Annotated in this window: 22 protein-coding genes and 1 pseudogene; 16 read left to right on the top strand and 7 right to left on the bottom strand. The window is 37.3% G+C overall.

The annotated features are described in order from the left end of the window. Positions 1-144 precede the first annotated feature (144 nt). On the bottom strand, positions 145-507 hold the full coding sequence (locus tag ACOI1C_RS15840) for a hypothetical protein (protein WP_422511519.1): 363 nt from the start codon (positions 505-507) through the stop codon (positions 145-147). A gap of 141 nt (positions 508-648) precedes the next feature. Here ACOI1C_RS15840 and ACOI1C_RS15845 point away from each other — a divergent pair, with 141 nt between their 5' ends. After that, positions 649-1050 carry a hypothetical protein gene (locus ACOI1C_RS15845; protein ID WP_422511520.1) on the top strand — a complete coding sequence of 134 codons (402 nt, stop codon included), beginning with the start codon at positions 649-651 and terminating at the stop codon, positions 1048-1050. A 210-nt stretch (positions 1051-1260) separates the two neighbouring features. Here ACOI1C_RS15845 and ACOI1C_RS15850 read toward each other — a convergent pair whose 3' ends face one another. The 3 genes from ACOI1C_RS15850 to ACOI1C_RS15860 form a co-directional block, all read right to left on the bottom strand. Beyond that, a complete protein-coding gene (locus ACOI1C_RS15850; protein WP_422511625.1) occupies positions 1261-2262 on the bottom strand; it encodes an IS3 family transposase in 1002 nt (333 codons plus the stop codon). A gap of 36 nt (positions 2263-2298) precedes the next feature. Then, positions 2299-2811, bottom strand: a complete 513-nt coding sequence (locus ACOI1C_RS15855; protein ID WP_422511522.1) for a transposase — start codon at positions 2809-2811, stop codon at positions 2299-2301. Positions 2812-2971: 160 nt separating this feature from the next. Next, complete coding sequence (locus ACOI1C_RS15860) at positions 2972-4252, bottom strand: YheC/YheD family protein (protein WP_422511523.1); 1281 nt, start codon at positions 4250-4252, stop codon at positions 2972-2974. A 345-nt stretch (positions 4253-4597) separates the two neighbouring features. On the opposite strand from ACOI1C_RS15860, the gene ACOI1C_RS15865 reads away from it, so the two are divergent. From ACOI1C_RS15865 to ACOI1C_RS15890, 6 genes and pseudogenes are all read left to right on the top strand, one after another. Beyond that, positions 4598-4753 carry a hypothetical protein gene (locus ACOI1C_RS15865; RefSeq protein WP_422511525.1) on the top strand — a complete coding sequence of 52 codons (156 nt, stop codon included), beginning with the start codon at positions 4598-4600 and terminating at the stop codon, positions 4751-4753. Next, positions 4750-5013, top strand: a complete 264-nt coding sequence (locus tag ACOI1C_RS15870) for a GNAT family N-acetyltransferase (protein ID WP_422511527.1) — start codon at positions 4750-4752, stop codon at positions 5011-5013. The genes ACOI1C_RS15865 and ACOI1C_RS15870 overlap by 4 nt, the downstream gene beginning before the upstream one ends. Before the next feature lie 287 nt (positions 5014-5300). After that, positions 5301-6277, top strand: a pseudogene (locus tag ACOI1C_RS15875) (quinone oxidoreductase family protein). A 15-nt stretch (positions 6278-6292) separates the two neighbouring features. Further along, on the top strand, positions 6293-7138 hold the full coding sequence (locus tag ACOI1C_RS15880) for an MBL fold metallo-hydrolase (protein WP_422511529.1): 846 nt from the start codon (positions 6293-6295) through the stop codon (positions 7136-7138). Between the two features lie 119 nt (positions 7139-7257). After that, on the top strand, positions 7258-8481 hold the full coding sequence (locus tag ACOI1C_RS15885; RefSeq protein ID WP_422511531.1) for an MFS transporter: 1224 nt from the start codon (positions 7258-7260) through the stop codon (positions 8479-8481). A gap of 290 nt (positions 8482-8771) precedes the next feature. Then, positions 8772-9953 (top strand): endonuclease, encoded by a 1182-nt coding sequence (locus tag ACOI1C_RS15890; protein ID WP_422511627.1) that lies wholly within the window; start codon positions 8772-8774, stop codon positions 9951-9953. 744 nt (positions 9954-10697) lie between these two features. Here the strand turns inward: ACOI1C_RS15890 and ACOI1C_RS15895 are convergent. Beyond that, positions 10698-11012, bottom strand: a complete 315-nt coding sequence (locus ACOI1C_RS15895) for a hypothetical protein (RefSeq protein ID WP_422511533.1) — start codon at positions 11010-11012, stop codon at positions 10698-10700. A gap of 136 nt (positions 11013-11148) precedes the next feature. On the opposite strand from ACOI1C_RS15895, the gene ACOI1C_RS15900 reads away from it, so the two are divergent. Continuing rightward, positions 11149-11316, top strand: coding sequence for a hypothetical protein (locus tag ACOI1C_RS15900; RefSeq protein WP_422511534.1), 168 nt, complete (start codon positions 11149-11151; stop codon positions 11314-11316). A gap of 291 nt (positions 11317-11607) precedes the next feature. Here ACOI1C_RS15900 and ACOI1C_RS15905 read toward each other — a convergent pair whose 3' ends face one another. Beyond that, positions 11608-12969 carry a purine-cytosine permease family protein gene (locus ACOI1C_RS15905; protein WP_422511536.1) on the bottom strand — a complete coding sequence of 454 codons (1362 nt, stop codon included), beginning with the start codon at positions 12967-12969 and terminating at the stop codon, positions 11608-11610. 95 nt (positions 12970-13064) lie between these two features. Between ACOI1C_RS15905 and ACOI1C_RS15910 the strand changes: the two genes are divergently transcribed. From ACOI1C_RS15910 to ald, 3 genes are all read left to right on the top strand, one after another. Continuing rightward, the gene (locus tag ACOI1C_RS15910; protein ID WP_422511537.1) at positions 13065-13826 is read left to right on the top strand and encodes an SDR family oxidoreductase; all 762 of its coding nucleotides are present in this window, start codon (positions 13065-13067) and stop codon (positions 13824-13826) included. Between the two features lie 84 nt (positions 13827-13910). Next, complete coding sequence (locus ACOI1C_RS15915; protein ID WP_422511539.1) at positions 13911-14282, top strand: hypothetical protein; 372 nt, start codon at positions 13911-13913, stop codon at positions 14280-14282. Between the two features lie 182 nt (positions 14283-14464). After that, complete coding sequence (gene ald, locus ACOI1C_RS15920; RefSeq protein WP_422511541.1) at positions 14465-15586, top strand: alanine dehydrogenase; 1122 nt, start codon at positions 14465-14467, stop codon at positions 15584-15586. A gap of 41 nt (positions 15587-15627) precedes the next feature. Here the strand turns inward: ald and ACOI1C_RS15925 are convergent, their stop codons facing one another. Next, a complete protein-coding gene (locus tag ACOI1C_RS15925) occupies positions 15628-16719 on the bottom strand; it encodes a M24 family metallopeptidase (protein ID WP_422511542.1) in 1092 nt (363 codons plus the stop codon). A gap of 205 nt (positions 16720-16924) precedes the next feature. Between ACOI1C_RS15925 and ACOI1C_RS15930 the strand changes: the two genes are divergently transcribed. The 5 genes from ACOI1C_RS15930 to ACOI1C_RS15950 all read left to right on the top strand — a co-directional run bounded on the left by ACOI1C_RS15930 (position 16925) and on the right by ACOI1C_RS15950 (position 20854). Next, a complete protein-coding gene (locus ACOI1C_RS15930; protein ID WP_422511543.1) occupies positions 16925-17431 on the top strand; it encodes a DUF4178 domain-containing protein in 507 nt (168 codons plus the stop codon). Positions 17432-17446: 15 nt separating this feature from the next. Then, a complete protein-coding gene (locus ACOI1C_RS15935) occupies positions 17447-18115 on the top strand; it encodes a PspA/IM30 family protein (RefSeq protein ID WP_422511545.1) in 669 nt (222 codons plus the stop codon). Between the two features lie 84 nt (positions 18116-18199). Then, positions 18200-18805 (top strand): DUF4247 domain-containing protein, encoded by a 606-nt coding sequence (locus tag ACOI1C_RS15940; RefSeq protein WP_422511546.1) that lies wholly within the window; start codon positions 18200-18202, stop codon positions 18803-18805. A gap of 23 nt (positions 18806-18828) precedes the next feature. After that, the gene (locus ACOI1C_RS15945; RefSeq protein WP_422511548.1) at positions 18829-19224 is read left to right on the top strand and encodes a DUF350 domain-containing protein; all 396 of its coding nucleotides are present in this window, start codon (positions 18829-18831) and stop codon (positions 19222-19224) included. 79 nt (positions 19225-19303) lie between these two features. Beyond that, entirely contained in the window at positions 19304-20854 is a 1551-nt protein-coding gene (locus ACOI1C_RS15950; protein WP_422511550.1) for a polyamine aminopropyltransferase, read from the top strand. Position 20855: the final 1 nt, after the last annotated feature.

Raw genomic sequence — 20855 nt, forward strand, 5'->3', positions numbered from 1 at the left:
TCTGGATTTTATTGGTTAATCAACACTCGTGACATTCTAACTATAAAAATTACATTATTCAACATTTTTTATAAATTTTTCTATATTTTTAATTTTTAGGAAAACAAAAAAAGAACAGCTATCATTTTAGCTGTTCTTTTTTTGTTATTTAGCGATTTTAATATTAGGTTCTTTTCTTGCTTTTGCATCAAATAAAAGTACAAAAGGATAGATTAATATTAATAGTAATGTAATGTTTGTAGATTGCTCAAACAATTCCTTGAACCTTTCAACGGACCAACCATTCTCTCCGATAATCCAAGAAGAGATCATGTTAGAAATTGCTATACCGTCGTTTACATTGGCTATAAGGCTTTGGGTATAATTCTGACTTAAACTAATGGTTGCTATGATTGATAAAGCAATCCCAATTAATATTCCGCAGGAGAATGCATACCTGATCTTAAACACTTTAAAAATCATAATAGACCCAATCAAAAACAATAAACATGAAATGATAAACAACATACCCTTCCCTCCTAAAAATACCTTACTTAACCTTTATTTTACATAAGATTCTATAGATTTACAATATTTAAATATATTGTAAATGCCTTCTATAATTAAAATGGGTAAGAAGAATTAGATGGGTTAGAAGGGAGGAACTATGTGCCTAGACTGCCCCTTATAGGAGGAAACTTAAATACAATGTCAGGGTTTATGGCCTCTGACTATTTTCCAACTCTAAAAGACTCTATATTATTTATTGAAGACTCATTTAAGGATATGGCGATACAAGAACGCTCGCTAAGCATGTTAAAAGTAGCAGGAGTTTTTGATGAAATTAGAGGATTAATTGTAGGAAAGCATGAACATTTCAATAATTTAGATTCACCATTTACAATAGAAGAATTGTTAATAGAGATTATAGGGGATACAAATATCCCAATCCTAACAAACGTTGATATCGGACACACATTCCCTTCTCATGTTTTTCCTATTGGGATTGAAATTGAATTAGATGCTTCGAGTGGTACTATTACTTTTCTAGAAGATGCAGTAATTGAATGAAATTTACTCTACTAACGGGGAGGTTAGTTGAACAAAAGTGAAGTTTTGCGAAGTTTCAATATTTGTTTAACTAACAGATTAATTGTAATGAATAGGAACGTGATCGGTGTTTGTCAAGATAGTTGTCGCATATAACTATTTAATTGTTTCATATCTTCTACCGCACTTCGCTTGGTGGCCTGTACAAATAGAACTGAATTCCATTCTGTTCTATTTGCACAGGTTATCTTTCATTGGATTTAGTGCCACCGATTTGTTTGCGCTCCAATCTCTAGTTCCCCGTGACCATCGTTCTGGACGCTTCTGTTTTGCTTGCTCGTAAACTAGTTCTCTATTTTTTAGCACCTCTATATGAACACCTGTATGAACTTGTTCAGGTGTCACGAATTTCAAGCCACTGTGCTGATGCTCGCAGTTGTACCAATGGACAAACTTGCTTATCCACGTTCGTGCTACCGGGACATCTTCAAATCCCTTATATGGGAATTCTGGTCGGTACTTCATTGTACGAAACATAGCCTCAGAATAAGGGTTATCATTACTAACTCGTGGTCTAGAATACGAGCTTTGGATGCCTAGTTTCTCAAGTAATGATTGGAAGGTTTCTGCCTTCATTGGGCTACCGTTGTCAGAGTGAAGAACAAGAGGTCTACCTTGAATCTTCTCGCTAATCACAGCTTTCTTAATCAACTCTTCCGCATAGAAAGCTTCTTCTGATTCCCAAACCTCCCATGCAACTACCTTTCTACTAAACAAGTCGATGATCATATAAAGACGATAAAATATCCCTTTTACCGGGCCTTTGAGCCATGTAATATCCCATGTCCACACTTGGTTTGGAGCTGTCGCTAGATAGCTCTCTGGCAATCTATGTGCTGGTCTTTTGCTACGTCCACGGTGATGCTGCATATTTTCTTCCCGTAAAATTCGATAAAAGCTAGATTCAGAGGCAATGTAGATAGATTGATCTGCTAACTTAGGCACGATTTGAGATGGAGGCAAATCAACAAATTCATCCTTTTTTATAACCTCCAGAATTTCTTGCCTTTCTTCGATTGTCAGCTTATTTTTAGGGACTGGACGGGAAGCGTGAGGACGCTGATCTTCTTTAATCCCACCTTCTGAAACCCAACGCTCATACGTACGTACACTGATATTTAATACCTTGCACGCTGGAGCCAATCGCGCACCATTCTGATTTGCTTCCTGGATGAGTTCAACTGCAAGTGCGCGAGTCTTTCGGGCTGATCAATCTTCCTCTTGGTCCCCCCAGATCGCTTGGTCCTTTTTTCTTAAAAGTAACAACGCCGCAGCTTCTGCCAACGCCTTCTCCTTTTTCAACAAGTCCTTTTCCAAGGTTTTAAACCGTTTTCTCTCTTCTTTTAGCTCTTGATTTAACTGCTTTGATTTATCTATTTCACGACCATTTGCGTTTAAACAGACAGCACGCCATGAATCGATTTGTTCTTTGTATAGCCCTTTTTTTCGGCAATATTCGGCTAATTCTGATTCGTTCATCACGTACGTTTCCATCACCACTAAGAACTTGTCTTCACTACTCCACTGCTCGGAACTTCGTCCAATACCAGGAGTGGGATTCCCTGCTAATCGAGCTTCTTTTCTCCACTTGTAGAGTGTGGGCTCTGTAATGCCCAAGTCTTCACTTAGTTGACTTACAGATTCATTGTTAGGGGGCATCATTCTCTTAACTATTGGTGCTTTCTCTTCCTCCGTATAGCGTTTTCCATTATTACTTTTCATGTCGATCGACCTCCGTGTGTTTATTAAACTATACACTAAAGTTGTCTACGACATCTATCCTAACAGAGGGGGTCTTACAAATGACCCTCAAATATTAAGTAAAGATTGTTGTTTTTGATTTTTACTTTTTCTTATAAAGTTACAAGAGACTTTCACTACCTTATTTTACCTGTCGCACAACTGAGTTAAGAGGTTCATCACTTTCAAATCCTGAAAGCCTCTTAGCATATAACATATTGCATAAATAGGCTTCATACATAATTTCCTCGCTTCCGGTTTTTGCGGCAGCATAGTGATGTGGGTCTCGATTATTTAATTCAATGACCCAAATATTCTTATCTTGATCTACTGCAAGATCAACGCCAATGTTTCCGTAATGGAATAGAAGTTCTATCTCACTTACTGCAGCAATAGAAATTTGCGCCATTCTATCTCTAAAGCTAGTAACTTCTTCATCCGTCATTTGGAAAGCCTGTTTTATTGTTAGTTCCCCAAGTTCAATGCTACCCCCGTTGGCAGTATTGCAAACAACACTGTTCTCGGCACCTACTCTTCCAAGTAAGCCTACATCCTTCCATTTGCCAGTTTGGTCTTTTACAACAATCATTCTAAAATCTATTAAACTTTTTCCTACTTGTTGTAAACAAATTGCATTTTGTATCACATACTCTTGTTCGACGAGTTTTGATCTCAAAAATTTCTTCGTCTCTTCCCATGTTTGAAAATGTAATCGATTGTTTCTATTTTTACTTCTATATTTCAATGAAAAACCATTTTCAGTGTCTGAGAGTACAAAAATCCCTTTCCCTAAGCTGCCATAGATGGGTTTAATATACGAAGTGTTTTTACCTTTTAAAAAAGGCAAAAGGTCATCAGGTTCTGTGTATAATTCTGTTTCCGGTAAAAAATGTTCCACCTTAGGGTTGTGGCAAAGCCATTGATACATCTCCCATTTATTAAACCAAAAACTGTTGAAAAGTCTGTTTCCAATAATAGAATCAAAGTAGTTTCTCCAGGATTTAGATAAGGAAACTTTATTGAATATGCTACAAGGAAGCGGGTATTCTCCTTCTTTCCAAGTTTTTGAAGAAGAATCATATAGGCATCCCTTGACTGTTTTTTTCGATTTATTAATACCAGATAAAGAGAAAGCCACGATTGCCCCATTAATTTTTTCATAATGTTCGATATATCTATTTAAACTTTTTTTACTAGGTTTCTTTAGTAATTTACTCGTCATCAAGATACCTAAATAAGGGCCTAGTATTAGTCCATCCCCAGTAAAGCACAACTCATACCTTACTGACTCAAAGATATTTAGCTCATCAAAAATGTCAGTAGAAATCATAATTTTTTTATATGGTATTTGAGTAGAAATCTGTAATTGGATTGCTGCCTTTTTTAACCCATGATTGAGTAATAGTTGAACATGGTTAATCATATTCCAGTTTATTGCGTGTTCTTGATGAATAATAACCTTGCCTATGTTTTCCTCATCTCTTACCACGTTGAAAGTGTTCATTTGACCTTGCACCTCTTAGAAAGATTTTTCTAGTTTACTATATGCTGTCTTTACACGGTTGTTTGTACGATTTGGCGTAAAGGCTCGTGCTATATAATCACGATAAACAAAATAATGGAGCTTGAAGGAGGAAACCGAGAGTATGACTAGAAGGTAGAGTAATACAAAAACGTTGAAGGAAAAATCGAGCTTATGTGGAAACAAAGCAAATATGGTTTCTAAAAACTAAAGGGAATAAAGTTTGGATATTATGGAGGACTTATAATGAAAGTACTAGTAAAGAATGGACAGAAAGTAATCATATTACCTTATAAAGAAGACAATTTTGCAGAAATACAAAGATTAAATAATCTGGAAGAATGGACCAATCTTGTAACAGAGGCAAGAATACAAAGGAAGCATGGCGGAATTCCAATGTGACATTTGTTGCAACACTGGACAATGCTATCATTGGGTATGTAAGAGGAATGACCGATAAACAAATTACTCTTTATATCTGTGAAATCCTCATAACAAATCAGTATCGTGGCTCAGGCCTAGGAAAAGAAATGCTACAATTTGTGCATAATTTATATCCGAACACACGGATGGAAATGCTGGCTACAAGTAGTTCACACACCTTCTACGAAATGCTAGGCTTTCGAAGCTTTTATGGATTTAGAAAAACATTAAATAAATAGTGGTGATTTGGAGTATAGAAAGAGGTGACTGAAATGTATTTCGAAGCTGAGGTTTATGGCATGTTAAATTGGGGTTTTGTAATCGTCATGTTAATACAATTACTCTATGCTATGATTCTTTGGATATCAAACAAATTTAGTAAGATAGCCCTTACATATTTTCTTGTATACATCATTTTATTTAGTATCGCTGGATACTATCTTTTACTCGCTATTAATACAAACGAACATGTTACACCAATGGCATCAGAGGAAGCTTCGGTTTTTATAGCCATTGCAGGCATTTCATGGACAATCAGTGTGGTTTTCTTGTTTACAATAATTTCGGTGGTCCGGAGTACTGCAATTCCTTGATATTGCGGAACCGGTTATAGGACCAGATGAAATACTGGTAAAAATGAAAGCAATTGGCTTGAATTTTGCTGATATTTATAGTAGAAAGGGAAACTACCATCTTGTAGGAAATCTTCCTTTTATTCTAGGGTATGAAGGGGCAGGGATCGTTGAACAAATCGGAGCTAATGTGCAAGGGATAAGCGCAGGTGATCGTCTTGTATTTGCCGATGTTCCGCATGCGAATGCAGAATTTGTTGCGGTTCCAAAGGATAAAGCCATTCCTTTGCCGGAAGCTATTTCTTTTGAGGATACTGCTTCTTTATTGTTACAAGGCTTGACGGCACATTACTTAACTGGTGACAGCTATGCTGTGAAAAAGAATGATGTTGTGCTAGTTCACGCTGCAGCCGGTGCTGTTGGGCAGCTTCTCGTACAAATTGTAAAGTTACTTGGTGGAGAAGTGATTGGCTTAACATCTTTCATAAGAAAAAGCAGTGTCAGCAAAAGAAGCAGGAGCAGATTTTGTTTTCCTTTACAGTGATGATTGGAAGAGTGAAGTCTTGGAGGTTACAAACAATAGAGGTGTAGATGTTGCATACGAATCAGTAGGCTCCACAATCATGGACAGCTTTGCGGCAACACGAATTGGAGGTACGGTCGTATTTTACGGAATGGCGGGAGGAAATCCAACTCCTATTGATCCTAGAATGCTGATGGACACGTCAAAAACTCTAACAGGTGGAGATCTTTGGAATGTTCTGACTTCCCATGAAGAACGAGTTACTCGTTCAAAGGAGCTATTCCAATGATGGAAGAGGGAAAAATTACAGTAGCTAAGCCAGCAACATTTGCGCTGCGTGAAGGGCAAGAGGCCCATAGATACTTAGAAAGCCGCAGGAGTACAGGTAAAATATTATTAATTCCATAAGAGGAAAGTGAAAATATGATTCAATTTCAAAACGAGAAATTAACTGTGTTTCAAAGTGCTTTATTTCAAACGACTTGCACGGTGGTAGAAGCTAGAGAAAGCATTATAGTTGTAGACCCAAACTGGCTTCCACATGAAATTGAGGAAATACAAAAACACGTAGCACGGATTCAGGGTGAAAAAGAGCTTTATCTTTTATTTACTCATGGAGATTTCGATCACGTCATCGGCTATAAAGCTTTCCCGGGTGCGAGGGTTATTGGAAGAAAGGGACTGCAAGAGCATCCAGAAAAAGAGCTGAAAGTAAGCAAGATTCATCAGTTTTATCATGATTACTATATTCAACCAACCTATCCTATTGCCTTTCCAGAAGTGGATATCGTTATTGAAGAAGATGGGCAGAAGCTTGCTCTTGGTGAGATAACTATGACTTTTTACCTTGCACCAGGACATACACATGATGGTCTTTTTACGATAATAGAGCCACTTGGATTGTGGGTTGCAGGAGATTATTTATCAGATTTTGAATTGCCGTTTATTTACCAAAGTGCGAAGGCATACGGGGAAACGCTTCAGAAAGCTTCACAAATCATAGAGAATCATAAGATTTCATCATTAGTGCCTGGCCATGGTAAAACAACAGCAAATGAAGTTGAGATAAATCGTAGAATTAAACTCTCTCAAAAGTATCTTGAAAGAATGATCAACGCTGTGATGAAAGACGATCATGAAGCGTTGTTATTACTAGAAAAAGAATTGCCGTTTCCATCTAATTTCACGAAATATTGCCATTCGGAAAATATTTCAATCATTCATAGAGAGTACATCAAAGAAGGAATTAAGTACAGGTATGTAGAATAGTCTGATAATATACCTTTCCCCCGAAAGTTCGTTATCATGTTAAAGGAGAAAACCAATGGAGAATAGTCCAATTTAAAATCCCCTTCTTTGTTTAGATGATCAAGGAACGGGGGATAAACTTGAAATCAAATAAAAACTTTGTCTTTTTAATGGTGGGTCAATCATTCGCAAATATAGGTGATGTGCTTTATATAGTCAGTATAATTAGTGTTGTTTACAATCTAACGGGGTCTGCTACAACCGTAGCTTTCATTCCTTTTGCTATCACTACAGCGATGTTCGTTTCTAGCATTTTAACACCAATTCTCATCGTGAAAATTAACTTAAAGTACCTAATTTTGGGTTCTCAAGTAGGCAAAACATTCATCTTGCTTGGTCTAGGCTTGTTTTTAATGCCAAATCTAAATGGAACCAATTTTTACTTGGTATTTCCATTTATAATAGGGATCTCTTTACTTGACGGGTGTGCAAATCCATTAAGACAAACGATGATCCCTTACTATGTAAGAAGTGAAGAATTGCTTCGTGCAAATGGAATAGCTGAAACTTCAACTCAAATCATACAAGTAACGGTGTGGTTTTTGGGGAGTACATTATTAATCTTCCTTAGTGCCAATCAACTAATCTTGCTTGTTGCTGTCTTGTTTAGTGTAGCCAGTATTATGCTCAGTCTTCTTGAAAAAGTTGAGCATATCCAAGATAAAGGAAAAAGTATGTGGGAACATTTGACCAAAGGTTGGAAAACGATTAATACCACACCTGTACTCAGAACGGTTACCCGCATTCAATTCCTTGAATTAATAGCAGATACAGTTTGGATTTCCGCTATTATGTATGTTTTTGTGGATCAAGCCTTACAGGTGAATGAGACATGGTGGGGATATATTAATGGATCCTTCTTTGTGGGAGTAGTTATAGGAAGTATTTATTGCATCCGATACTCAACTTTCATAGAAAAGAATTTGAATTACTTTATCATTCTAAGTACATTTAGTAGTTTTATCATCTTACTAGGATTCAGTTTAAACAGTCTACCAATGGTAGCGTTATTACTTTCCGCGTTTATTGGAATATCAGGTCAATTAGAAAGTATTCCAACACAGACAATCATACAAAACAGTGTTCCTAAGGAGAACCTAGCAACTGTATACACTTCTTTAGGTACGATAGCGACAGGAACTTTTGGGATCGCAGCATTAATTATGGGAATATTGGCCGACTTAGTTGGCATTCGGAGTGTCTTTCTCATTGCTAGTTCACTACTTTTGCTTGTTAGTTTTATAGCATTTAAAAATAAACATTTGTTTGTGATGAATACAATGAAAATTTCAGAAAAAGAATAACGGATAATAAAGAGCTATTCAAGGATAGCTCTTTTTTTGTTTTCATAAACTCGAATAGGAAATGTAGATTAACAGTGATGCTAAAGAATAGCGACAAATTTCAACTCGAACAGCTAGCAGGCCATTAGACTCATTTTCACGGTTTTTCTCCAAAATTCACACCAAATTTACAAATCAATTAAACTATTAATAAAATTCGAAGGTAAGCTAATTTTGGCTACATATCATAAAAAGTAAATGTTTCCTTTTGATCTTTTAATTTTTTGTAGTACAAAAATGACTTCGGAGGTATCTTAGTGAATACTAAAAAATGGTTTTTATCTCGGATCATAGTTATTATCGCGCTTCTAGTTTCATTTGTTTCAGCAAGCTTTTCAACGACATTATTTGCAGCGGGTCTTGGAACGACAACATCGCCTTACTCTGTTGCAGAAGGAATGGCAAACCAAAATAATGCCATAAAAACAGTACAGGGCTATGTAGTTGGGCAGCCAACATCTGCTACTACAATTTTGACAAGTGGTTATCCAAATGATTACGCAATTGCATTAGCAGACAGTGCAACTGAAACGAACACGGCAAAAATGATTTACGTTCAAATTTCTACGAACTACCGCTCAACTTTTGGATTGAAAACGAATCCGTCATTAAAAGGTAGTCTTGTTAAGGTAACGGGAAATCTTACCGCATATTTCACACATGCTGGAATAAAAAACACGACTTATATGGAGAAAGTAAGTTCTGGTTCAACGGGTGGTGGAGGTACACCAACAACAAACTATGATAGTACGTATTATAGTACGGCACTTGGAAAAAGTGGTTCAACATTGAAAAGTGCACTACATAATATTATTGATGACCATCGTGAAATTTCATACGATGCTGCTTGGGATGCACTTCGAAATACAGACGAGGATCCTACTAATAAAAATAACGTTATTCTTCTGTATACTGGACGTTCGCAAGGGAAATTCACAAATGGAACAGGTAATGATTCTTGGAACCGTGAGCACGTTTGGGCCAAGTCTCATGGGGATTTCGGGACAACTTTAGGCGCAGGAACAGACTTACACCACTTACGTCCTACAGATGTAACGGTTAACAGCTCTCGTGGAAATAAAGACTTTGATAACGGTGGAACACAGCATATTGAATGTACGGGGTGTAAAGCAGATAGTGATTCATGGGAACCGCCCAATGCTGTAAAAGGTGACGTAGCGCGTATGTTATTCTATATGGCTGTTCGTTACGAGGGAGATAGCGGAGAACTTAATTTAGAATTAAATAATTATGTCAATAATGGAACACTTCCTTATCATGGAGTATTGTCCACTCTTAAACTTTGGAACCAACAAGACCCAGTAGATAATTTCGAACGTCGTCGTAATGATGTAATTTATCAAAACTATCAATACAACCGAAATCCCTTTATCGACCATCCAGAATGGGTATCTTCGATTTGGGGTAACTAGCAAAACCTTCTATTATATCTACGATGAAAGAGTCTCAATTACGGAGACTCTTCTTTTTTTTTGAAAATAGTAATTTAAAACATGATTACTTAGTACACTAGAATGAATACTGGTAATTTGACTAAGATGAAATGGGCACAAATTTCGATATGAATTTTTAGAATATACTTGAATAAGACTACTAGATTTCTTAGTAAAAGTTTGACAAGAGGAGTGTTTTTTATGAGTCAGAAGAAAAAGGGGAAATTGGACGTAATGGTTTGGGCCATGTTTTCTGTTACTTTACTAGGAATATGGTTGTTTACAAAATGAAGTTCGTACACGCTGTGTTTTATAAATATGGGTCATAAAATAGAAATCTTAAATTTTGGTGGTTATATATGGAGGCTCTCTTTACCATTTTCCCGTTATTCTTAAGTGTTCTTTTGCCATTTGCCTTTTTTTTATTTATTTTCTTCTGGGTACATGCTATTAAAGTCAATTCGGAGGAAAGAATTAGGTAAAATAAGGAAATCATAGATTTATTATGTAAGATAAGTGAAAAGTAGGAGGTGAAAAAACTTGACGGGTGCTTCGCTCAAACTATCTTTAACACCTGAAGAAAAAGAGTATATCGTGAGTAGTCTGGATATCCTCCTACAAGACCAACCAAGTCATGGACTTATAATAATAAAAGCTTAAGACTCTAGGATTATTTAACCCAAGAGTCATAAGCTTTTATCCCGTTATAAAATAAAATTCAGTTTACATATGAATTTTTTCCGATACATTTTGATTCATACGATAATAAAGCCATAAGTCATTAATAATAGAAGCTAGTTCTGAAATGTCCGAATTAAGCTCACAAGAACGAGGAAAGTTGTTTTCTTCACCAAGATCGTGTAGTTTGCTATTAATCTCAGCCTCAAGCTCTGCAATTCGATCAGGAATTCTTCCGCGAATAGTTTCCCATTGCACTAAAATTTCCTGTTGAATTTCTTCTGTATAATCATCCCAAGGCATTGTTAGATTGGGCAATGGAATTCTAAGACGTTCGTCTACTATAAATTGTGTATTCATGTATTATTCCTCCAACATCCCTATACCCTTATTGTACACAAAATTCATTACTCTTTCCATTCCCATGTATTACCTGATTAAAATTAGCATATCTTACAACCTCGCGTTTAAAAATAACCACAAAGGGGTGGATACAATGACTAAGGAAAACAAAGAATCGTATCAATTTTATTATGAAGAAGTTGGCGAAAAGGAAATCATGGAACAGATGACAGATGCCTATCAAAGTGGGGAAGAAAATAGTACGGTAGAACAACAAAATGACCGGAAGTTGAAGGCGATTTTTGAAAATAAGGCTTTCTAAAATTTTTGTTACATAAAAGGACCGAGCAGGGTCCTTTTTTCAATATAAGTGACTAAAATGACGCTTCTAAAACAGAAACAGGCTGTTTAACCAGGTTAAAGGTGCCGTAAGTGCATCGCGGTTCCATTTATAAACCATTTCTTTAGATTTATAATCCGGAAATCGCAATAAATCATCCATTTTCCACTTTTATAAGCCGAAATCTCAATATATAAGCCGAATCCTTGTTTATTTCGGAAATTATACATTATTTGGAAAACACTTTAACCAACCATACAAAAAATCACCCCATCAAGCTGATAGGGATGATTTTTTCTTTACTCTAGTTAAACTCAGATGTACCTTTTTACAAATCACATAAAGCACAGACGAAATCAAAAATGTACAAAGCCCAGGTGAGAAATTATCACTGATGAAAAAGTAAACGATAATACCAATAGCGATGGTTAGGAATGCTGGCTGATTAATCTGAGTGCTCTTATCTAGAATTCGCTCTAAGTCCAAAATGTCTATTTTGCTTTTCTTAAAGACGATAAAATCAGTAATAATCACAGCTGAAAGTGGAACGACAAAAGCCCCCAACAATGAAATGAACTGTTTGGCTTCTGTGACCAATGATGGGAAGCAACTAAACAATACTCCGATTACCCCGAATAGAAATGCACTTTTCACTCTTCCAAGCTTTGGTAAACTATTCAACAAACTAAATCCACCCGTATATGCATTACTCATATTAATGGAAACCATTGAAACTAAGGCACATATTGTAATTAACCCAATCAACAGATAAGAGTCGGTTAACTCAGTAGCTGAAACAAATGGATTTACTGAGTTTAGTTCTTGTGCTGAAAAAGCTGCCAACACAGCAGCCATACTGAACCCGATTACGTTCCCGGCAAATAAACCATAGAAAGAATGTTTCTCTGACTTTGCATACCTTGCTATATCTGAAGAGGAGCTGACTCCTGAAACATATTGCACAAAGGCTAAACCCATGAAAAACAAAAAGGAGGTCATTGAAAAAGATTGCTCACCATTAAACACATCGAAAAATGTTTTTTCTGTTTGACTTGTAGTAATGTAAAGATAAAGAATAGCCCCCTGACCAAGGAATAAAAAGGGGATAAAATATTTCGTCGCTTTTTTAATCGCATCAAAGCCAATCAAAGCTAGAAGTGCCATTATGGAAGCTAATATAATAGAAATAAAATAAAATGGAATATCTAGGTTCCACAAACGCTGTGTTAATTCTTTGATTACATAGGTTCCTCCAATGGTTTGAACAGCGAACCAATAAAGGGAAGTTAAGGTTCTAACTGGAGATGCAACATATCTTGCTCCTTTTATCCCAATCATCGCCCGTATCGCATATTGAGATGGGATTCCATGGGCGGCACCCGGAAGGCTAAGGTAAGATACAAAGAAAAAAGCCAAGGTTGCGCCTAATACTGTGCTTAGAACGGCAAAGGGAAAGGATAAACCACCTTCCAAAACGGCTAAAGCAGGAACAAGGAAATTGCCAGTGTTCACAGAAAAAGCAATTCCAATATATAAAAAATCGAACCATGATGAAGTCCGGAGCTCCTTTGGAACCGGGTCAAGACCAAAACGTTCAACTAGTTCTTGTTTTTTTCTTTCAGCTACGATACTCATATATGATACTCCTTTTGCCTTTGTAATCAATTTCTATTATAACGAGATTTACAAATAGAGTAAGCTTTTTCTAACAATCTTTCGGGGGGGATTTTATGACAAGGCATGCACTTATTACTGCGGGTTCAAAAGGTATAGGAAGAAAAGTAACAGAGCATCTAGTGAACAAAGGCTATGTTGTGACTGTAAACTATCGTCAAGACGAGTCAGCTGTTGAGTCGTTGAAAGATCAACTTTCCTCCTATCAAGATCAGCTTTATTTTGTAAAAGGGGATATTACAAATAGAGAAGAAATTCGTCATATTGTAGTTGAATCGGTTAAACAAGCAGGGCCAATTGATATTCTTATTAACAATGCAGGACCTTATGTTTTTGAGCGTAAAAAGCTTCTAGATTATACAGATGACGAGTGGTATGAAATGGTGGAGGGGAATCTAAGCTCTGTCTTTCATTTAATGAAGCTCACAGTCCCATCAATGCGAGAGAACCATTTTGGCAGAATCATTACATATGGCTTCCAGGGAGCGGACTCTGCACCGGGTTGGATTTACCGTTCTGCTTTCAGTGCAGCAAAGGTTGGGCTTGTTTCACTAACTAAAACCATTGCTATTGAAGAAGCAGAATTTGGCATTACGGCCAATATGGTGTGCCCAGGTAATATTGTCGGTGAAATGAAGGAGGCTTCCATCCAAAATTCACGGGTTCAAGAAGATTTAGAAACGCCTATAGGTCGTTCAGGCACTGGTGAAGATATCGCGCGAGTTATAGGTTTTTTATGTGATGATGATTCAGATATGTTGACCGGAAGTGTGATTGAAGTTACAGGCGGATTAAATGTCATCAATCGATACAGATAGACTTGATACAATAATAGCAAATTTTTCTAAATGAACTGAATATAATCACCAAAATTTTCTCATGATAAATATGAGGTGATATTGATGAGAAAAGTATGTATCAGTTTACTCTTTCTAACTATGATCAGTTCTTCTGCAATCGCAGCAAATTATACCGATAGCCTCTTATTCAAAGTAACCGTTTGGCAGAACGGAATGGAGAATGAATTTGAATATGAAAATCCCTCCCATTATGAATGGGAAAAAGGTTCGAGAGTTGTAAAAGGCGAAGAGGCAAAAGTTATTGTTGAAAAAATGTACAATCAGCTAAGAGTTTCTAGTTCAACGAAAGCAGATCAGATAAAAGACTCGCTTGAGCAAAATGGTTTTCCAGGACTGAAACGTTTTGTTGTTAGGTGGATGGATCCAAAAGGAAACCTGTATACATGGCACTGGAAAAAGGATGAGACTCTATGAAAAGTAGAGTCTTTTTTGATTAAGAGACTTTAATTTGTTACACTAGTTACGTATAATAACATTCGATTTTGAAAGTGCTTACATTTTTAAATATTTACTAGAAACATATTCCACAAAAAGTCGATTGGTGATATAGTTAATACGCTTGTTTAGACGGTATTTAATGGTAGGAGGAATGTAAAATGCGTATAGGTGTACCAAAGGAAGTTAAAAATAATGAAAATCGTGTGGCCATGGCACCTGCAGGAGTTGTAAACCTTGTTCATTTTGGACATGAAGTGTTTATCGAGAAGGATGCAGGAGTTGGCTCAGGGTTTACTGATGGTCAATACATAGAATCAGGCGCGAAAATTGTTGACACAGCTGAAGAAGCTTGGTCGATGGACATGGTTATGAAGGTGAAAGAACCAATTCCAAATGAGTATGGTTATTTTAGAGAAGGCTTAATTCTTTTTACATACTTACACTTAGCTCCAGAGCCAGAGCTTACTAAAGCACTTATTGAGAGAAAAGTAGTGGGCATTGCTTATGAGACTGTCCAATTACCAAACGGCTCTCTACCGTTGCTAACACCAATGAGTGAAGTAGCAGGAAGAATGTCGTCTCAGATTGGTGCTCAGTTCCTAGAAAAGCCTCAAGGTGGAATGGGTATCTTATTAGGTGGAGTACCTGGAGTTCGTCGTGGAAAAGTAACCATTATCGGTGGTGGAGTTGCTGGAACAAATGCAGCCAAAATTGCAATTGGACTTGGTGCTTATGTTTCCATTCTAGATGTAAATCCAGAGCGTCTTCGTCAATTAGATGATATATTTGGAAATGATGTTACAACATTAATTTCAAATCCGTCAAATTTAGCTGAAGAGATTGCAGAATCTGATTTAGTTATCGGTGCCGTTTTAATTCCTGGAGCAAAAGCACCAAAGCTTGTATCAGAAGAAATGATTAAATCAATGAGAACTGGTTCAGTTGTGGTTGATATTGCGATTGACCAAGGTGGTATTTTTGAGACGACTGACCGTATTACAACTCATGATAACCCAACCTATGAAAAGCACGGCGTTCTTCACTACGCAGTAGCCAACATGCCAGGGGCTGTCCCACGTACATCGACGATGGCACTTACAAATGTGACGGTTCCTTATGCAGTTCAAATTGCAAACAAAGGGTACAAGCAAGCCTGTCTTGAAAATGAAGCCTTACTAAAAGGAATCAACACTTTAAATGGGTATGTAACCTACAAAGCAGTTGCGGATTCACATGAGCTTGATTACGCGGATGCTCGTGAAACATTAATGTATTTATAAAATAAAAAGAGGATCCAATTAAATTGGATCCTCTTTTTATTTTATAAAATTTGCAATTCCTTTGGATATGTAGTCAATGCTTCAAACCCCGTCCCTGTAATCAACACATCATCCTCAATTCGAACGCCCGCTAAACCTGGTACATAAATACCTGGTTCGATCGTATAGGTCATTCCAGTTTGAAGTGTTCTCGTATTGGTTGCATTCATTGAAGGAAATTCATGTACATCAATCCCGAGTCCATGACCAATTCGGTGCGTGAAAAACTCACCATAGCCTTTTTCAGTGATAATGGTTCGTGCTATTGTATCGATGTCCCCAATCTTCACTCCTGGCTTAGAGGCATTTAAAGCGGCAACTTGTGCTTCTAATACGGTCTCATAAATCTCACGTTTTTTATCGCTCACTTCTCCAAGAGCAACTGTACGTGTTATATCAGAACAATAACCTTTATACACAACTCCTAGATCAAACAGAATAAGGTCACCTTTTTTAATTACGTCCAAACCAGGCTTTCCATGAGGGGAAGCTGTCTTTTCCCCAGTTAAGACCATGGTTGAGAAAGACATTTCTAAAATCCCTTTTTTCTTCAACTCGTACTCAATGGTTGCGAGGACTTCTAATTCTGTTTTTCCCTCTTTGATAGCAGCAACTCCGACTTCCACACCATAATCAGCCAGCTTTGCCGCCTCTTTTAATAATGAAATCTCCTGATGGTCCTTGATCATTCGAAGCTCATGGAGTTTTTCTTCTACTGAAACTAGCTGGGGTGTACCAAATATGTCATTTAATCTCTCTACGCGTTCATATATCATATGCTCTTTTTCAATGGCAAGCTTTTCAACCTTACTATGGTTAGCTGCCTCTTTTACTTGCTCCCAAGGATTGTCTGTATCCGAGTATCCCAGAATTTCATATTTCCAGCCAACTGCCTTTACTTGTTCCTTTTCCATATTGGGAACGATTAGGACGGGCGCTTCATTTGGGAATACTAGGATTGCGACTAACCGTTCATGAGGGTCTGTATAAAATTTACTTAAATAGAAGACATTAGCCTTGGAGGTAATTAGACTTGCTGAGATATCCTCTGATTTCATCCATTGAATGAGTTGTTCCATTCTTTCGTTTTTCATCTACAAGCACATCCTTTTAAGTGGAAATTATTTGTAAAGTTTCTGTTACTTAACTTTATCAATGAATAGGGAAAGTGTAAACATGTGTAGACTAAAGTAAAGGTAGAAAAAGTTAATAATTACTTGAAACTATTCTTTTTCCTACTCGTAATACATAAGGAAGACAAGAGAGTATTTATATGTAAAACAAATAAGAGGTGAAGCAGTGAGTATTTTCCGAAGACTTTTTCCGAAAAAGGATGAACGGCCAAAAGTTGAAGAGAGAACCGTATTCAATCTTAAAATCAACGATTTTGTGACGTACGACTTGGAGGATTATCAAGTGGTGGGAAAGCTAACTTATTCAGACAATGGATTCACATGGCACGCTTATCAGCTTCAAGCAACGGACCGGTCCATTTGGCTAAGTGTTGAAATGGATGATGAGTTACTTCTTGGGATATATGAGAAATGCAAATTGAAGCTGTCTGAACCAATACCAAAGGAAATTGACTACGAGGGTATCAAATATTACCTCGATGAAAAGGGTACAGCAAGAGTATCAGGTATAGGAAGAGGGCAAAATGTCAATGGTGCATCATGTAAGTACTTTCAATTTTGTGATGATGAAGAGGAAGCATACTTGTCTGTTGAAATTTGGGGCAGTGAAGTAGAAGTTAGCAAAGGCTATGATATTGAAGAATATGAGTTAAAAATAATTGCTTCCAACTAAAAAGGAGGAGTTTACATGTTTCAATTTTTTAAACGAATGGGTACAGTAGTGAATTCTGAGTTAAATTCGATGCTAGATAAAGCTGAAGATCCTGTAAAAATGCTCGATCAGTTCATGCGTGATATGGAAGCAGATATTCGCGATGCAGAGGCAGCGGTGGCGAAGCAAATTGCGAATGAGAAGATGCTTAAAAAGAAATCAGATGATGCACAGAGCATGGTCTTAAAACGTGAAGAACAAGCCATTAAGGCAATAGAGGCTGGAAATGAAGATCTAGCTAAAAGAGCTCTAGAGGATAAGAAACTCCAAGGCGGGCAAGCTGAAATGCTGAAGGAATCTTATACTCGTGCAAAAAGTGATGCTGATATTCTCCGAGAAAAGCTTGACGAAATGAAGCGTGAATACCACGAAATGAAGCTTAAGAAGGATACATTGAAGGCAAGAGCAGAATCGGCTCAGACACGTACAAAGATGAACCGTGTTATGTCTGGTATTGGTGGAGATGACTCTCGTAAAGGCTTTGAAAGAATGGAAGAAAAGGTTATGCGTTTTGAAGCAGAAGCCGAAACGAGTGAAGATCTTTCAACAAAGAGCAGAAGTTTAGATGATGAATTTGCAGCATTAGATAAAACTGGAGTAGACGATGAGCTTGCAGCTCTTAAGAAGAAGCTTGGGAAAGAGTAATAGGTAAAGGATCAGCGCCTTCTAAAAAGAGGCGCTAGCTTTTTTGTTTCTAGAAGTAATACCTTAGTGTGGGAGGTGATACCAGTGCGGCGATTGTTTTTTCTAGTCATACTACTAGCTCTTTTATCGGCATGTGGGACGGATAGAGGTATTTCAGGTGGAACGGGTAAAGGAGAGGTCCTAGATTATATACAAGCTACCTACCCTCTTGTTGATGTTGTAAAGAGTAGTTCAGATCAGAGGGATGTAACGAGAATATTTAATGCTGAAGGGTCCTCAATTGAAGAAGTGACAAGTAAAATCCAAAGCGGTATTAAAAGTGAGCCCGTTGAAGTGTCGGAAAGAACAAATGAAAAACAAGTAATTGTATATGATGATTTTTTCGTCACGATGACAACGGATCCTGAAAACAAAGAAAATACTTTAGTTGAAGTCGCTACATATGGATTTGTTCGAGATAATTATCAGCCTAGCTTTTTTAATGGGCTTATGGCCGGATATCTCTTAAGTTCACTTTTAGATGTAGATGATTGGGGTAGAAAGCAAAACAGTAGATGCTTAAATTCCCCTGGTGGCTGCTATGGTGGTTATATAGGAAGTGGAAAAGGGTATAAGGGCCCTGTTGGTCAGCCATTCTTACGAGGAGGTTCTTCCTCTGTTAGAGGCGGGGGGCCTGGGACAGGAAAGTAATAAAAATTGAGAGGAGCTTGAAAATGGAACCATTTTTATTGACGTTTTTATACTTTGTCATTGCTATTGTCGTTGTCATCATTGGTTTATTCATCTTTGAAATGCTTACAAAAAAATATAAAGATTGGGATGAAATTGAAAAGGGTAATCATGCCGTTGCCTTATCGATTGGTGGAAAAATTATTGGTATTTGTATTATTTTGTCATTCTCTATTTACCATAGTGTGAGGCTATCAGACACGTTAATATGGGGAGCCTTCGGGGTGTTTCTGCAGATGCTAGCTTATCTTATATTCGAAGCTGTTACGCGTAAATTTTCCGTTGAGGAGCAGCTACAAAAAGGAAACATTGCAGTAGGTATAGTGGCTTTCTGTGTATCAGTGGGATTAGCATTTGTAATTGGTGCATCCATTACCTAACAGGCATAGACCCCTCGGTTACTAATGCTCGAGGGGTTTTAGTTAGTAATATCCATGTTTCCACAGAAGGGTGATGTACATGTTACAAAGTGATATACAAAAAAGTAAGGCGATCTACTGGGCGTCTGGTATTGTTTCGATTTGCGGAATTATTTTTGAAGTATTGTTTGGTGCGATTGGTTCTTACATATTGGGTGATGGTGTAAAGCAGTATACGCTAACCATTTCTTTATTTCTAACTGGAATGGGGATAGGTGCTTACTTCAGTGAGCATGTGACAAAAAAGTTAATACTCTCGTTTGTCTGGATTGAATTTGCGATTGCCCTTGTTGGAGGGTTTTCTACCTTTCTACTATTCGGTATTAATGCTTATTTAAGTGATGGAACAGATGCTTTATTCTTGTATAGTATAACATTATTAGTTGGGGCCTTAACCGGAGTTGAGTTACCTATTTTAATTCGGAAGGCTAATGAGATTGGTGTAACCTTAAGTAAAAGTACAGCACGGGTATTATTCTCGGACTATGCTGGAGGTCTAATCGGTGGGTTATTATTTGTTTTTTTATTAAGACCACAGCTTGGTATGGTAAAGACAGCTTTTTTTGTTGCCTTAATCAATGTAACGGTTGCCATGAGTGTCCTCTTTTACTTCCGAAAAGAAATACATCGATACAAAGTTCATGGTGCTGTAGGAATACTCATTTTTTTCACCTTAGTTGGAGGATTACTTTTTGGAGAAGAAGCTGCCTTTTCATTTGAACAAAAGATGTATCGTGACCCCATTGTTCACGCAGAAGAAACCAATTATCAACGAATCATCTTAACGAAAGAACAAGGTGATATTCGACTGTTTTTGGACGGGCAGCTACAATTTAGCTCAAGTGATGAATATAGGTACCATGAAATGCTTATTCATCCTGCGATGATGCTCGCCAATCAAAAGGAAAAGATTCTAGTGTTAGGTGGAGGAGATGGACTGGCGCTTAGAGAATTATTAAAGTATGACGAGGCGAAATCTATCACGCTAGTAGACTTAGATCCTGCAGTTGTCCAGCTTGCTCGGAAACATCCTGATTTACTCAAACTGAATCAAGATGCATTTTCGAATAAAATGGTTCAAGTCTTTAATGAGGATGCCTTTGAATTTATGGAGGATGCAGAGTCTTTTTATGATGTGATTATTGTCGATCTACCAGATCCAAACAATGAATCTCTAAATAAGCTGTATACGCTAGAATTTTATTCGTTGCTTCGAAATCATCTACAACCAGGTGGTTCATTAATCGTCCAAGCGACAAGCCCGGTGTTCGCAGCTGAGGTGTATTGGACTATTGACCATACAATAAGAGCAACGGGACTACATACGGAAAATCTTCATTTAGACATTCCGAGCTTTGGGAACTGGGGTTTTATCTTGGCGAAACGTGAGGAATTCGAATTAATTGGAGAAGATTTAGAAGTGGATACGCGCTACTTAACTCGCGAAACCTTGTTAGCATCGACCTATTTTGGCAAGGATGAAGATAGAGACATCACAACTGAAGATGGGAAAAAAGTAGACTTAGAGGTGAATTCGCTTATTGATCCACATCTCATTGAGAAGTATGAAAAAGCATGGCTGCATTATTAAT

Source organism: Bacillus sp. DJP31, from assembly GCF_049310945.1.
Classification (GTDB): Bacteria; Bacillota; Bacilli; order Bacillales; family SA4; genus Bacillus_BS.